The 13,342-nt window shown below is 70.9% G+C and carries 13 protein-coding genes and 4 pseudogenes; 9 read left to right on the forward strand and 8 right to left on the reverse strand.

The window, feature by feature from the left end; genetic code table 11:
• Positions 1 to 30: 30 nt before the first annotated feature.
• Both ACZ79I_RS01350 and ACZ79I_RS01355 read left to right on the forward strand, forming a co-directional pair.
• Positions 31 to 216 (forward strand): annotated as a pseudogene (locus ACZ79I_RS01350) (AraC family transcriptional regulator N-terminal domain-containing protein); the annotation flags it as partial.
• Positions 217 to 249: 33 nt separating this feature from the next.
• Positions 250 to 318 (forward strand): annotated as a pseudogene (locus ACZ79I_RS01355) (putative quinol monooxygenase); the annotation flags it as partial.
• 12 nt (positions 319 to 330) lie between these two features.
• Here the strand turns inward: ACZ79I_RS01355 and ACZ79I_RS01360 are convergent.
• A pseudogene (locus ACZ79I_RS01360) lies at positions 331 to 519 on the reverse strand (AraC family transcriptional regulator); the annotation flags it as partial.
• A gap of 244 nt (positions 520 to 763) precedes the next feature.
• On the opposite strand from ACZ79I_RS01360, the pseudogene ACZ79I_RS01365 reads away from it, so the two are divergent.
• A pseudogene (locus ACZ79I_RS01365) lies at positions 764 to 888 on the forward strand (short-chain dehydrogenase/reductase); the annotation flags it as partial.
• Between the two features lie 328 nt (positions 889 to 1,216).
• Here the strand turns inward: ACZ79I_RS01365 and ACZ79I_RS01370 are convergent.
• The 3 genes from ACZ79I_RS01370 to ACZ79I_RS01380 all read right to left on the reverse strand — a co-directional run bounded on the left by ACZ79I_RS01370 (position 1,217) and on the right by ACZ79I_RS01380 (position 2,651).
• A complete protein-coding gene (locus tag ACZ79I_RS01370; RefSeq protein ID WP_471493262.1) occupies positions 1,217 to 1,669 on the reverse strand; it encodes a peptidoglycan-binding domain-containing protein in 453 nt (150 codons plus the stop codon).
• Positions 1,670 to 1,772: 103 nt separating this feature from the next.
• Positions 1,773 to 2,177, reverse strand: coding sequence for a peptidoglycan-binding domain-containing protein (locus tag ACZ79I_RS01375; protein ID WP_471493264.1), 405 nt, complete (start codon positions 2,175 to 2,177; stop codon positions 1,773 to 1,775).
• Between the two features lie 129 nt (positions 2,178 to 2,306).
• Positions 2,307 to 2,651 carry a peptidoglycan-binding domain-containing protein gene (locus tag ACZ79I_RS01380; protein ID WP_471493266.1) on the reverse strand — a complete coding sequence of 115 codons (345 nt, stop codon included), beginning with the start codon at positions 2,649 to 2,651 and terminating at the stop codon, positions 2,307 to 2,309.
• A 556-nt stretch (positions 2,652 to 3,207) separates the two neighbouring features.
• Here ACZ79I_RS01380 and ACZ79I_RS01385 point away from each other — a divergent pair.
• The 3 genes from ACZ79I_RS01385 (at position 3,208) to ACZ79I_RS01395 (ending at position 5,439) form a co-directional block, all read left to right on the forward strand.
• Positions 3,208 to 3,876, forward strand: coding sequence for a peptidoglycan-binding protein (locus ACZ79I_RS01385; RefSeq protein ID WP_471493268.1), 669 nt, complete (start codon positions 3,208 to 3,210; stop codon positions 3,874 to 3,876).
• Between the two features lie 26 nt (positions 3,877 to 3,902).
• A complete protein-coding gene (locus ACZ79I_RS01390; protein ID WP_471493269.1) occupies positions 3,903 to 4,796 on the forward strand; it encodes a helix-turn-helix domain-containing protein in 894 nt (297 codons plus the stop codon).
• A 283-nt stretch (positions 4,797 to 5,079) separates the two neighbouring features.
• Positions 5,080 to 5,439: a DUF6204 family protein gene (locus tag ACZ79I_RS01395; RefSeq protein ID WP_471493271.1), complete on the forward strand. Its 360-nt coding sequence runs from the start codon at positions 5,080 to 5,082 to the stop codon at positions 5,437 to 5,439.
• A gap of 416 nt (positions 5,440 to 5,855) precedes the next feature.
• On the opposite strand, the gene ACZ79I_RS01400 is transcribed toward ACZ79I_RS01395, so the two are convergent.
• Both ACZ79I_RS01400 and ACZ79I_RS01405 read right to left on the reverse strand, forming a co-directional pair.
• Positions 5,856 to 7,469 carry a class I adenylate-forming enzyme family protein gene (locus ACZ79I_RS01400; RefSeq protein ID WP_471493273.1) on the reverse strand — a complete coding sequence of 538 codons (1,614 nt, stop codon included), beginning with the start codon at positions 7,467 to 7,469 and terminating at the stop codon, positions 5,856 to 5,858.
• A gap of 4 nt (positions 7,470 to 7,473) precedes the next feature.
• Positions 7,474 to 8,463 (reverse strand): phosphotriesterase family protein, encoded by a 990-nt coding sequence (locus tag ACZ79I_RS01405; RefSeq protein ID WP_471493275.1) that lies wholly within the window; start codon positions 8,461 to 8,463, stop codon positions 7,474 to 7,476.
• A 227-nt stretch (positions 8,464 to 8,690) separates the two neighbouring features.
• Here ACZ79I_RS01405 and ACZ79I_RS01410 point away from each other — a divergent pair, with 227 nt between their 5' ends.
• A complete protein-coding gene (locus ACZ79I_RS01410; RefSeq protein WP_471493277.1) occupies positions 8,691 to 9,656 on the forward strand; it encodes a helix-turn-helix domain-containing protein in 966 nt (321 codons plus the stop codon).
• A 177-nt stretch (positions 9,657 to 9,833) separates the two neighbouring features.
• On the forward strand, positions 9,834 to 11,045 hold the full coding sequence (locus ACZ79I_RS01415) for a S8 family peptidase (RefSeq protein ID WP_471493278.1): 1,212 nt from the start codon (positions 9,834 to 9,836) through the stop codon (positions 11,043 to 11,045).
• Between the two features lie 197 nt (positions 11,046 to 11,242).
• On the opposite strand, the gene ACZ79I_RS01420 is transcribed toward ACZ79I_RS01415, so the two are convergent.
• The gene (locus ACZ79I_RS01420) at positions 11,243 to 11,440 is read right to left on the reverse strand and encodes a hypothetical protein (protein ID WP_471493280.1); all 198 of its coding nucleotides are present in this window, start codon (positions 11,438 to 11,440) and stop codon (positions 11,243 to 11,245) included.
• 112 nt (positions 11,441 to 11,552) lie between these two features.
• Positions 11,553 to 11,918 carry a hypothetical protein gene (locus ACZ79I_RS01425; RefSeq protein ID WP_471493282.1) on the reverse strand — a complete coding sequence of 122 codons (366 nt, stop codon included), beginning with the start codon at positions 11,916 to 11,918 and terminating at the stop codon, positions 11,553 to 11,555.
• 230 nt (positions 11,919 to 12,148) lie between these two features.
• Between ACZ79I_RS01425 and ACZ79I_RS01430 the strand changes: the two genes are divergently transcribed.
• Positions 12,149 to 13,207, forward strand: coding sequence for a PucR family transcriptional regulator (locus ACZ79I_RS01430; protein WP_471493284.1), 1,059 nt, complete (start codon positions 12,149 to 12,151; stop codon positions 13,205 to 13,207).
• Positions 13,208 to 13,342: the final 135 nt, after the last annotated feature.

A 13,342-nucleotide genomic window follows, 5' to 3' on the forward strand; every position in this document is an offset into this window, starting at 1 on the left:
GCCCTTCTGCCCGACCGGGAGGGACAGTCGGTGCGTGATAGTGCGTACCCCGGCCTCAAGGCCCTGGAATGGACCACGGTCATCGACGGCGTCCTGATCTCGAAGGTCGACCGATCGGATCCGCCGGCGCCCTCCATGTCCGGCACGGTGCTCGCGGTCATCGCCCAGGGCGCCAAACGCCTCGCCCTGGGCGACAGAGTCTCCGCCGTGCATCCAGTAGACGCAGGGTGCGGCGGCGGTGCGGTCGGTGTTTACCTCGTCTCCCGTTCCGCCTCCGACCCCGACGTCGTCCACGTCACGGAGGGCTGGACCAGCGAGGTCCGCCGTGCTCTGCTCGCCAGTGATCAGGCGCCACAGGATCTCACGTTTGACCAGTGGAGCCAGTACGGCGCGGTCGCGGGGTTCGTCGAGCAGGCGCAGCAGCCTGACCACCGCGTCGAGCATCGCGGGAGGGGCGTCGCTGACGGAGATCCCCGACGGGGCACCTCTGCCCGAGCGGGGAGTGTCTGCGGGACCGGCGCCGGGACCTGCGTCACCACCGGCCGGCAACCCGTCAGCCAGGCCCCACCGCTCGGATCCTCCGCACTCACCCCTGCTCACTCACACGCGCTACAACTCAGGACTTGGCCAACCCTTCCAACCCCCGCAGGCGCCCTGCCCTGAGCGGGTGTCATCGCCACCATGCGCACCCGCGTGCGGGCGTCCTTTGCCTGAGCCGGACCGGCTCCGCGTCGTCGAACTCGGCAACGCGGGCATCCCGTCTGGCCAGGACCTGTTCACCGAGGAGGGCGACATCGCCGAGACGGTGTGGCGCCCGTGCACGACACCACCGGTCAGCTGCGGTTCCCGGCCGGCGCCGACGCGGTCCGACTCGCCCGGGCGAAGTGATCGGTCAGCAAGTGCCCGACCGGACACGGTGACACCTGGTGTTGACCTCCCGCCGCCGGCTGAACACCGCTGCGGGCACCACGCGTTGCACGACGCGCGAACCATGGCCGCATCGATGTGGACGGGCTGCGGAGGGCACCGACCGTGCCGCCGCAGCCCACCGTGGGGGGAGCCGGCCGGGCCCGGTCGGCTCCCCCCAGCGGGGACATGCAGTGTTCGCCGGGTGGCTGACGTACGGGACACAGGAGGCCACCGGCATCGCCCGGCCGGTGCCGGCCCGAGGTGGGGTCACGGCCGGGCCGGGTACGGAGCCGCACCGGGCAGGAAATCACTCCTCGATCCGCAGACACCTCCACGTCTGCGGGCCGACGATGCCGTCCTGCTGCGACGGGGGGAACTGACACCGTGCCTGTGTACGCTTCACGGCCGCAACCGTGTCGGGCCCGTAGACGCCGTCAAGTGCGCTGGGCCCCTGGCCATGGTAGTCGGTGAGGCATTGGATCTCCTTGACCCTGTCTCCGGTCGCTCCAGGAGAGACCGTGACATTCCAGGCCCACGAATAACCGGCCGTCACGCCGGCGTAGTTGGTCGTCTCCTTCCACCACACCAAGCAGCGGCTGTCCGGGTGGAACGGCACGGAGGCCGACACCGCGGAGTGGCTCCGTGCGGTCACCCCCGAGACGTGTGCCGCCGGCGCTGCCGAGGCAGCGCCGGTGCCGACCCCCAGGAAGACCGTGAGGGCCGCCCCTGCTGCGAGGAGGAGACGCGACGTGGTACTCATCTGCATCCTTTCGTTCCGCGGTGTACTTCCGGAGCACTTCTTCGAGGAGGGAGGGACGGTAGGTCGTAGCGGCGCCCAGGACCGCCGCACAGTCAGGACGCGGTCAGGCGGACCGCAGGGCACGCCAGGTTTGCGGACCGACGATGCCGTCGATGGTGATGGAATGATCACGGCTCCAGTTGGTCTGGAGCCGGCGGACCGCCGACTCGGTGAGCGCGCCGTACACCCCGTCGACGGTGAGCTTCGGGCCGTCGTAGTACGCGTGGTCGTTGATCAGGCACTGGATCTCACGGACGATGTTGCCCTCGTCGCCCCGCTGGACCACCGTCTTCCAGGCCCAGCTGTAACCGGCTGTGAAACCGGAGTAGCCACCGCTGGTCTGCCAGTGGATGTTGCACGTCGCGGCGGCAGCGGTGTCGGAGTCCTGGGCGGCCCGGACGGGAGCCTGGACGCCGGCTGTCAGAACGACGGCCAGCCCGGCGGCGACTGCGAGCCTGCGGATGCGCATGGGTTTCCCTCCGTGAACAGCTGTGAGTGTCGGGAGCGGTGGGCACGGTCCTCTCGTGGGAACAGTTGTCCCCGCGGTCCCCCGTCAGCCCCGTGGTCCCCCGATGTGCGGCGCGGCGAGGCGGGTGGGCTAACACTCTTCCCGGATGTAGTCGGCCCACCTGCTGAACGCCGCCTCGGTCCCCGGTCCGGCGATTCCGTCGATCGGGCCGGTGTAGTAGCCCCAGTTCTTCAGCAGCTTCTGGAACGCCGTCACCGTGCCGCTGCCGACGATCCCGTCGATCCGCCCCTTGTACCACCCGTTGAAGGTGAGGTAGCGCTGCAACGCCTGCCAGCTCTTGGTGCCCAGCAGCCCGTCGTACGGGCCGTTGTAGCCCCAATCGTTGTTGTGCAGCCAGCACTGGACCCCAACGGCCTGGCCGGTGCTCAGACCGAGGTTGACCACGGCGAGCGGGACGGCAGCCCCAGAGCTCACGACCTGCTGCGAGGCGGGTGCGGACGCCGCGGAGCAGACGCCCGCACCCGCAAGGCTCCCGGCGGCAAGGCCGGCAACGGCAGTGACGCTGAGGAAGGCTCTCGATAGAACATCACGTCGCATTCATTCCCCCTTCGGATCGTCCGGTCGGCCTGGGCGACAGCAGGTGGAGGACCGCTGAGCGGTTCTCGGGGCCGTGCTGCCGGACGGGCAGTACGAGGGTGCGGGACGAGCAGGGCATAGGGCGTGCGGTGGTGGGCAACTGGAGACGTCTCGGGACGTCTCAGGCTGTGACCTGCGGAGAGGCGGTGGGCGGGGACGCCTCCCGGGAAAGAGATGGGCTCTTCGCGCCGTCTGCGGCGATGACCGGATCCGGCGCACGAGAGTGGGCGGCTGGACGGTATGGGCCACGTGAGCGGCTGAAGGGGAGGAGACTCAGGGCAGGTCCTGACGGCGCGGGCGTTCCGCAACTCGCGGAGGAGCCGGGTGTTGGCGAGGAGGCGCGGTGAGGTGGAGGGCGCTGCCCAAGTCGCTTGATCCACAAGCGCGGGAGCTCGTGGTGGAGTTGCGGCGGCTGAAGGATCACAGCGGGCTGAGCCTGAAGTCGCTCCAGGCCAAGACGCCTTTCAGCAGTTCCTCGTGGGAGCGGTATCTCAACGGAAAGGTGCTGCCGCCCCCAGCCGCCGTCGAGGCCCTGGCCACGAGGGCTGGCGCAGATGCCGCCTCCTTGCTGGCATTGCGGGATGCCGCCGAGAGAACCTCGACCGCCGCTGCCGTGACACCGGCGAAGAGCTGTCCTGCAGCGCAGGAGCGGGATCCGGAGCCGAAGATCCGGGTAGCGGCGTTGTCCCTCGCCGCGGGTGCGCTGCTGGCTTCCGCGATCACCTCGGTCTTGTTGATCACCGCTCCCTGGGGCGAACGGCCCCCTGCGACAGGCGGGGCAGGCGTCGGAAGGTACACGTGCACGTACGCCCGGCATGGCGACCAGTTGTTCGCCGGGAACAGCACCACCAGCTCGCGCCTGGTCATGCGCAACACGACTGGCCCCGACGCCGCGGAAGTGCAGTGCCTGCTCCTGCGCCACAAGCTGTCACCCGGTGATGTGGACGGCTACTTCGGCGAACACACCGAGGCCGAGGTCAAACGGTTGCAGCGGCTGGACCGGGTACCTGCCGACGGGATCGTCGGCGAGCGCACGTGGGCGTTGCTGCGGCACGTGGAATGAACGGCGACGAGAGGGAAGACCGGGCAATGGTGTACTCCCAAGGGGCCGCTCGCTGGCGGCGGCTGCCGCAGGACCTGCCCACCGCGTGCTCACGTCTCGTCACCGGCCTGCGGGGGCTGAAGGACCGCAGCGGCCTCAACCTCACCGAACTGGCCGAAGCGACAGCCATCAGCAGGTCGTCCTGGGAGCGGTACCTCAACGGCAAGCAGTTCCCTCCCCGGCATGCCGTCCGGGCCATCTGCCGGGCAGCGCAGGAGACCGAGGACGAACTCCTGGCGCAGTGGGCGGTGGCGGACGCGGCCTGGAGCGGACGCGGGCACGCGATGGCTCCCGGCTCTGACCCAACATCTCCGCCCAGTGTCGGCATCGGAACCGCCGTGCCCGACAGCCGGCCGGCGACCGGGCCCTCAAGGCCGGTACGCAGAGCGTTGCTTGCAGCATCCGCTCTGATCGACAAGCGTCCCATGAGCACAGCGGTCGGTGTCTTCCTGCTGTGTGCGGCGATGCTCACGCCCGCCGTCGTGATCCACGCCTCCCGCGCCACCGGGCCCTTGACGGCCACCCGCCCGCCCATATGCCGACTGCGGTCATGCCAAGGCCGGAACCCACGTACGACCGCGTGCGAGGATCCCGTCACCACGGCCTCTCACACGGCGGCTGACGGCACCCGGCTCGAAGTCCGGTTCAGCCCGAGCTGCCAGGCCGGGTGGATCCGCGCCTGGCCCACGCACCCCGGCTTCCGCATCGAGATCACCGGCCCTGACGCGCGCCCCCGGAGTGCCGTCGAAACGGCGCGGCCGGCCGACAACGAAGTGACAACGACGACGATGATCGCCGCCCCCCGTCCTTCGGACTTGCGCGCGTGCTACTACCCCTCCACCGGTCGCCCCGGACGGGAGTGCTTCGGCGGCACCGCCTGACCGGAGCTGCCGCATGTCACCGCCCGCGCCGCCTGCCGCGCCGGGCTGCCCGCCCTTCCCGACCGCGCCCTCACCCGGGCTCCCAGACGCTGTCCTCCCTGTTCCGCGCATACGTCGACGACATCACCGAGCAGCGCGGCTGCACGCACGTGACGTACCCGGACGCGAAGGATTCCCGTAGCCGGCCACGGGACGCGCGCCGCCACATGACCGGGAGCAGTGCCGCGTGGTCCCCGCCGGAAATGCGGTGGAGTTCGCCGATCTTGCTGATTAGTGTCGTGGGATGGGTACTCGCACTTTCCGGATCACGGTCCGCGGTGTCTTCGACGGGCTCAGCGCCGATCAGCGGGCCGAACTCCTGGCCCGCGCCGCAGAGCACGACGTTCTGCGCGCGGCCTTCACACCCGAGGGGCACCTCAGTTACGACCTGACGGCGCGATCCGCCTTCACCTTCCGATTCCTGGATTCCGGGGAGGAAGAGGAGGACATCCTGGAGGCGTCCGAACGCGCTGAAGAGGCGGCGAAGGCGTGGCTGACCGAGCGCGGCTACGGCTACAAGAACGTGCGCTCCCAGGCCGAGGACCTCTCCCAGGCGCCGTTGGGCAAACGGCAGCGCCGCGCTGCGGCCCAGAAGAACGCCTGATCCTGCAACCGCACTCTCATGGCCCGGTGACGGCCGCAGGCAGCGCTCCCCCAGATCGTCTGCCACGACGGGTCCGCGACCTACGCCGAGGCGATCCGCCGAGCCCTGCCCAGGGCGACGTCGATCGCCGCGGGATTCCCGTACGGGGCGCGGTGCATCGGTGTCCGCCATCCGCCCTTCCGCGAAGAGAGGCTCCTGACCGGCAAGGGCGGCCCGCCGTAGAAATGGCGGCCGGCAGGCTTGCAGGCTTGCAGGCTTGCAGGCTTGCAGGGCCGGACACGGCCGGAGGGGGCCCGCGGCGTGTCCGCATCGGCCAGCAGTCCCCGCCCGGGACCGCCACGAGCGCGGTCCGGCCCGGGCGGGTGGTGCGGCCCCGTCCTCATGACGGACACACGAGCAGGCCCGATGCGCGCCTGTCACCGAGGCGGATCACCGGTCGGGCGGTTCCTCGTGCGGGCGCGGGGCTGACGTCCCTGACCTCCGCGGACGGGGGTTCCCCACTCGGTTTCCCCCCGGAGGGCGCCCTTGAGCACCTTGCCGCCCGGGTTGCGGGGAAGCGGGGTGTCGCGGACGGCGACGTACTGCGGGATCTTGAAGTCGGCGAGCCGTTCCGCCAGGTACGCCAGCATCGCCCCGACGTCGAACGAACCGGCGGAGGCCGGGACGACGACCGCCCCGACCTTCTCCCCCATGACCTCGTCGGGCACGCCGAGGACCGCCGCCTCGGCGACTCCGGGCGCCCCGGCCAGGGCGTTCTCGACCTCGACGCAGTACACGTTCTCGCCACCGCGGTTGATCATGTCCTTGGCGCGGTCGACGATGCGGACGAGGCCCTCGTCGTCGATGCGGGCGAGGTCACCGGTGTGCAGCCAGCCGTCGACGAAGGTCGCGGCCGTGGCCTCCGGTTTGTTCCAGTAGCCGGCCACGCGGTTCGGCCCGCGTACCAGGAGTTCGCCCACGCCGGTGCGGGGGTCCGCGTCGGCGAGTCCGAGGTCCACGACGGGTGCCGCGAAGCCGACCGAGTCGGCGTGGTCGGTCGACCACTCGTGGGGCAGGAATGTCGCGATCGAGGCGACCTCGGTCAGGCCGAAGCCGTTGCCGACCCGGGCCGACGGGAAGGCGTCCTTGATCCGCGCGACCAGGGCGGGCGCGATGGGGGCTCCCCCGTAGGCCGCGAGGGTGACCCCGCTGGTGTCCAGCGACGCGAAGTCCGGCTGCGCGATCACGAGGTTGTAGATCGCCGGGACGGTGATCACGATGTTGATGCGCTCCTCGGCGATCGTCGTCACGAAGCGTCCGACGTCGAAGGCCGGCAGGATCACCGCCGTTCCACCGACGGCGAGCTGGACGAGCAACTGCGTGTTGCACCCCGTCACGTGGAACAGCGGCACGGAGATCAGGTTGCGCAGCGCGGGCCCATCGCTCCGGTCCACACCGAGCACCCGCAGGGTGGTCTCGATGTTGGACAGGAAGTTCTCGTTGGTGGTGACGGCGCCCTTCGGGAAGCCGGTCGTGCCGCTGGTGTAGAAGATCGCCACCGGGTCGGTGTGGGCGGAGTCCTCGTGCGCGGCCGGTGGTCCGGCGGGCAGCGGTTCACCGGGCCGGAAGACGTACGCGGCTCCCGAGTCCGTCAGGACGTAGTCGACCTCGGGCTGCGCGAACCTGGTGTTGACCGGAACGACGATCGCGCCGGCGAGCACGCTGCCCAGGAAGGCGCACACCCAGTCGGCTCCGGCCGGCAGGAGGATGGCGGTGCGGTCGCCGGGTGCGATGCCCCGCTGCCGCAGGCCTCCGGCCACCTTGCTCGCGCGCGCCCACAACTGGGCGTAGGTCAGGCGGGGCCCGCCGACCTCGACGACCGCTTCGACGTCGGCGTACGCCTCGGCGGAGGAGCGGATCGCCTCGAGGAGGGAGACCGGCAGGTTGTCGTAGCGGGCGATGCCGTCCGGGCCGCGCGTGATGCCGCTGGTGTCGAGCGGTCCGTGCTTGGTGTCGCTGGTGTCGAGGGGTCCGTGCTTGGTGTCGGTCATCCGCTCACGCCCCGGCCGTGAAGTAGCGCCGCGGGTTGTCGACCAGCATCGCGTCGATCTGCTTGTCGCTGACACCGGCCTCGCGCAGGGCGGGCAGCACGTCCGTGGGGATGTGCAGGAAGTTCCAGTTCGGGGCCGCGGACTTCACCAGCTGCTGGTAGTCCTCACCGGAGAAGTAGTCCATGTAGCAGGCGGCGTCGTGCGCCAGCACGATGCGGTCGGCGTAGCCCTGCGCGCACAGCGCCGCGATGGTGGCGACCCGGTCGCCGGTGGGGTTGTACATGTCCAGGCCGAACCGGTCGCAGCCTATGGTCGCGCCCGAATCCATGACCCACTTCAGGTAGTCCAGGTCGTTGGTGTCGCCGGCGTGGCCGATGACGACCTTCGTCAGGTCCACACCGCGCTGCCGGTAGAACTCGATCGCGAGCCGTCCGGTCTGGTGCCCGGCGTTGGTGTGCACGGTGATCGGTACGCCGGTCCGGACATGGGCCTCGCAGATGGCCGCCTGCACGCGCTCCTGGTCGTGGGTCAGTCCGCGCTCCTCGACCACGCCCTTGAGGAACGCGGCCCGCACTCCGGTGTCCGCGATGCCGTCGGTGATGTCCTTGACGAACAGTTCGGTCATCGGGTCCGGTCCGTCGAAGAGCGTTCCCGGGCCCCGGTAGTGGAAGTAGTGCGGGATCTCGTCGAAGGTGTACAGGCCGGTCGCCACCACGATGTTGATGTCGACCTCGGCGTTGACCCGCTGGATGCGCGGGATGTAGCGGCCGAGGCCGACGACGGTCGGGTCGACGATGGTGTCGACGCCCGCGGCCTTGAGCTCACGCAGTTTCCGAACGGCGTCGGCCAGCCGCTCTTCCTCGTTCCACCACTCCTGCCCGTAGTTGGCCATGATGTCGGGGGTGAGCACAAAGACGTGCTCGTGCATCAGCGTGGTTCCCAGCTGATCCGCTGTGATCGGGCCGCGAACGGTCGCGACGTCGTGGACAGTCATGACTGCCTCCAGGTCGTGCTGCGTCACCATTGACGCCCGCAGTGAAGCCGGTCGGAGCCGAGCCTGTCGTCGCCCCGTGCGCACAGTTGTGTCGTCAACGCGTGCTGTCGCCGCGGATCGCCGCGGACGAGAGGCGGCGGTCCACCTGGGAGGACACACCCCCGTCCCCTAGCCCGCCGCATCCCGGGGCGGATAGTCTGCCGCCTCAGCGGAGGGAGGGGATCGAAGTGGCAGGGACATACCAACTGGACGGTCTGACCACCGGCGGCCGCCCTGCGTCTGGTGCCGCGGCGCAGGATGCCTGGCGCGACTGGTGCTGCCGGGTCCACGGCCATTTCGACTTCGAGTTCGACGACCACTCCTACCGCGGACGGGTGGTCCGCCAGCACACCCGGACCTACCAGCTCATCGCCTGGACGGGAGAGGCGGAAGTCGTCAGACGCAGCGCGCGCAGCATCCGCCGCGACCCCCGCGGTCACTACGAGCTCCTCGTCCCCCTGCGGGGTCGGCTCAAGGTCGGGCACGACGACGAGGCTTGCTGGATCAGGCCGGGTGACATGGCCCTCATTCCGATGGACCTGCCCTCCGCCGTCGCGCACGCCACCGGCGCGGCCGCCCTCACCCTCCTGGTGCCCGTCGGTCTCGTCGAGCAGCGCCTGGGGCCGGCCGTCGTACGCAGCCAGAAGATCGTCGGGGACAAAGGGCTGTCCCGCGTCAGCCGGGACTTCGTGGTCAGCCTGCTCCGCCAGCGGGCCCACTTGTCCGGCCCGGAGTTCGACGCTGCCTGCGATCGGGTCGTCGACCTGGTGTGCCTGGCGGTGGACGGCGGGCAGCGGCTGCCCGAGCAGACAGCCGGCGCCGCCGTCGCCGATGCCGTCAGACGGTACGTCCGCGAGCATGTGACCGATCCGGGACTGTCGGTCTCGGCGATGGCCTCTGCCATCGGCTGGTCGCCCCGCTACATCCAGGCCGTGCTCGCACGTGAGGGGACCACCCCCACCGAGCTGATCCGCACCCAGCGGCTCGATCTGGCGCACGCCAAGCTGTCCAACCCGAACCTCGCCGGCCAGACGATCGCCGCCATCGCGACCTCCGTCGGTTTCACCTCGTCCAGCGCCTTCAGCCAGGCGTACCGGCAGCGGTTCGGCTGCTCCCCCCGCGATGCGCGCCCTCTTCACCGCCACGGGCAGTAGGGCGGAGGAACACCTCGGGACGGGGCCTTCGGCCGGGCCGATGGCCTCCTGACCTCATGCGGGCAACCGCCGTCCGGCGGCAGCCTTTCGGAGGCCCTCTTGTGGTGAGCGCGTCAAAACATGCACCATTTCGGCCATCCAGCAGCGCACCACCGATTGCAGGAGGACTCCCCCGCGATGGCAGTGACGCACAGAACCCGGCGGCGTATCGCCGCAGCGTTCTCGGCGGCGGTGACCGCCGCCACCCTCGGTCTGACCCTGACCGCCCCCGCACAGGCCGCACCGGCGGAAGGCCGCATCATCGGCGCCGGCGCCAAGAACGCAGTGAAGGACAGCTACATCGTCGTCCTGAACAAGAGTTCCGGTCTCAAGGCCGCCTCGGCGACGGGCAACAGCCTGGTCACCCGGTACGGCGGCACGGTCGAGCGCACCTACCGCGCCGCTCTCAACGGCTACTCCGCCCACATGACCGCGACCGAGGCCAAGCGGCTCGCCGCCGACCCGGCCGTCGCCCAGGTCATCCAGGACACCACCGTCGGCATCGACGCCACCCAGACCAACCCGCCGTCCTGGGGCCTGGACCGCATCGACCAGGCCGGCCTCCCCCTGGACGGCGGCTACACCTACCCCGACACCGCCGGCTCGGGCGTGACCGCGTACATCATCGACACCGGAGTGCGCATCACCCACACCGACTTCGGCGGCCGGGCCTCCTACGGTTACGACGCCGTTCAGGACGACTTCGTCGCTCAGGACGGAAACGGCCATGGCACCCACGTCGCGGGCACCGTCGCCGGCACCTCCTACGGCGTCGCGAAGAAGGCCAAGATCGTCGCCGTGCGCGTCCTGAACAACGCGGGATCCGGCACCACCGCCCAGGTCGTCGCCGGCATCGACTGGGTGACCGCCAACGCCGTGAAGCCGGCCGTGGCCAACATGAGCCTCGGTGGCGGCGCCAACACCGCCATCGACACCGCTGTCCGCAACTCCATTGCCTCTGGAGTCACTTACGCCGTCGCCGCGGGCAACTCCGGCGCCGATGCCTCCGCCTACTCGCCCGCCCGCGTCACCGAGGCGATCACCGTCGGCGCCACCACCAGCACCGACGCCCGCGCCAGCTACTCCAACTACGGCTCCGTACTGGACCTGTTCGCGCCCGGCTCGTCCATCACGTCGGACTGGAAGACCAGCGACACCGCCACCAACACCATCTCCGGCACATCGATGGCTACCCCGCACGTCACCGGCGCGGCAGCCGTCTACCTCGCCGGGCACCCCTCGGCCTCACCGTCCCAGGTCGCCAGCGCCCTGACCTCGGCGGCCACCTCCGGTGTCGTCACCGGTCCCGGCTCCGGCTCCCCCAACCTGCTGCTGCGCGTCACCCCTTGACACCTCGAAGGCCGGGCGCCCCTGCGCGCAGGGGCGCCCGGCCGCCAGGTTCGCCGGGGCCGCCAGGTTCGCCGGGGCCGCCGGGGCCGCCGGGGCCGCCGGGCGATCGGACATCGCCGTGATCCGGACCTCGACGTGGTGACCCGGGCAGCGGCAGCCGTTCTTCGCGATGCGCCCCGCGCCGACGGGTCTGCCCGTCACCAGCGCTCGCGCAGGAATTGGTTGTGGTAGGCGTGGACCCTGCGCCGTGTGTCCCGGATGCCGCGGGTGGCGGCGGCCTCCGTCCGCAGGGCTTCGGGGTGGGGTGCCATCCGCCGTCGGTCCCGGCGGACCAGCACGACCGTGCAGACCGCCACGATCAGCACGGCGACGGCGAGAGGGATCAGGAAGGACATCGACACTGCTCCTTCCGCCCGGCTGCCTGCCGGGCGTGGGGGTTCACAGGGGGAGAACGGTGGCCGGCGGCACGGGTGACGGCGGACTCGGCGCCGGGCCGGCGAACCCGGTTCACCGGGGGAAAAGGCGGTGCAGCGGCCGGACGAACCGGCACGTCAGCCGCCAGGCGACGAAGAGTGCTCCGGCCGGCGCGAGCAGGCGCAGCGCCGCGGTGACGGCGCCCGGCGGCGTGAGGGCGACCAGCGGTGCGGTCGCGCCGACAGCGAGGAACCAGGCGAGCACCGTCACCGAGGAGACCGCGACCGACACCGGTACCCCGCCCATCCCCCAGGCGTCGAGGTCGAGGTCCGCGTCGAAGCTGTCCACGGCCGTGACACCGAGGGCGACGAGCAGCCAGAAGCACACGACCACGACGAGGGCGGCGGTGAACAGGATCGAGGGAAGGCCGGTGGCGGCCACCACGAGCATCCGCATCATCACGCCCCTCCCTCGCACGGCACACATGGACGGCGCGCTGCGGCCTTCGGTCCCGGCCCAGGCATCTGCCGGTGTCCGGCACCGGAACCGTCCGCAGTGCTCCCCACGCGTCATGATGCACGGCGGACACCCAGGAGCGCATTGCCGGTCTCCGGCAGTGTTCACTAGGGTCTTCATGCCGGTGAGCCGCCAAGGAGCGTCACCGGCACGTCAAGATTCATGGGGGCGGCGTGACCGACCGGGAGATTCCCGAGCAGTATCTGGACGGCTATGCCCGGATACTGGCCGAGGCGTCGGCCACGGGCCGACGTCTCACCCGCCAGGAGATCGAGTCACGGCGCACGCTGGGGGAGCAAGCCGCCGACGCGGGCCACGGGCTGCGCGCCCTGGTCGGCGCCCACTTGGCGGCGGCCCGCTCCGCCTGGCCCGGCACAGCGGGATCGGCCGACAGCACACTCGCCGCCATGCACCAGGCGATCGACGCCTTCGCCGAAGGATACGAACGCGCCCAGCGCCTGGCGGTGCGCCAGGAGGAGGCGGCGCGCCGCGAGTTCATCGACGATCTCCTCTACGGGCGCAGTGACCTGGGCCGCCTCGCCGAACGCGCCGAACGCTTCGGTCTGCGCCTGTCCCACGCCCACGCGGTCGCCGTCGCGCAAGGCCCGAACGCCTACCACGAAAGCGACGCGGTGCCCCGGCAGGTCGAGCGCGCGCTCATCGCCCGGTTCGGCGACCGCAGCGTCCTGGTCACCACCAAGAACGGACGGCTGCTGTGCATCGTCCCCGGCCACGAGGACGAGATACTCCCCTACTTCGCCAAACAGGCGTACGCCGCCACCGACGGCGGCCGGGTCGCCATCGGCCGGGCGCAGCCCGGCCCGGGCGGCGTCGTCCAGTCGTACGAGGAGGCGCTCAACGCCCTCGAACTGGCCGAGCGCCTCGGCCTCGACGGCCCCGTGCTGCATGCGGCCGACCTGCTCGTCTATCCCGTCCTCACCCGCGACCGGCAGGCCATGGCCGACCTCGTGGTGAACACGCTGGGTCCGCTCACCTCGGCCCGCGGCGGTGCCCTGCCACTCCTGGACACGCTCACCGCGTACTTCGACTCCGGCTGCGTCGCCGCCGAGGCCGCCCGGCGCCTGTCCCTCAGCGTGCGGGCCATGACCTACCGTCTCGAACGCATTCACCAACTCACCGGCGCCGACCCCTCCGATCCCGCACACCGGTACATGCTCCAGACCGCGGTCATCGGCGCCCGGCTGCTGGACTGGCCCGCCCGGGACATCTGACGCCTCCGCCGCTCAGCGGCAGCGCGAGCACACCGGTCTGTCCGCCGGAGACCGCGCGGGCCATGGCCGCCCCGTCCGCGGGTGGCCGGTGCCCGGGCGTCCGGCCTTCTGACCGGCTGCCGCCCACGCCCCCGT

This window comes from Streptomyces sp. PSU-S4-23 (assembly GCF_055632315.1).

Coding starts and splice junctions, on each gene's coding strand:
- ACZ79I_RS01370 (WP_471493262.1), bottom strand. CDS start 1,669: ATGAGTACCACGTCGCGTCTCCTCCTCGCAGCAGGGGCGGCCCTCACG.
- ACZ79I_RS01375 (WP_471493264.1), bottom strand. CDS start 2,177: ATGCGCATCCGCAGGCTCGCAGTCGCCGCCGGGCTGGCCGTCGTTCTG.
- ACZ79I_RS01390 (WP_471493269.1), top strand. CDS start 3,903: ATGGTGTACTCCCAAGGGGCCGCTCGCTGGCGGCGGCTGCCGCAGGAC.
- ACZ79I_RS01395 (WP_471493271.1), top strand. CDS start 5,080: ATGGGTACTCGCACTTTCCGGATCACGGTCCGCGGTGTCTTCGACGGG.
- ACZ79I_RS01400 (WP_471493273.1), bottom strand. CDS start 7,469: ATGACCGACACCAAGCACGGACCCCTCGACACCAGCGACACCAAGCAC.
- ACZ79I_RS01405 (WP_471493275.1), bottom strand. CDS start 8,463: ATGACTGTCCACGACGTCGCGACCGTTCGCGGCCCGATCACAGCGGAT.
- ACZ79I_RS01415 (WP_471493278.1), top strand. CDS start 9,834: ATGGCAGTGACGCACAGAACCCGGCGGCGTATCGCCGCAGCGTTCTCG.
- ACZ79I_RS01420 (WP_471493280.1), bottom strand. CDS start 11,440: ATGTCCTTCCTGATCCCTCTCGCCGTCGCCGTGCTGATCGTGGCGGTC.
- ACZ79I_RS01425 (WP_471493282.1), bottom strand. CDS start 11,918: ATGATGCGGATGCTCGTGGTGGCCGCCACCGGCCTTCCCTCGATCCTG.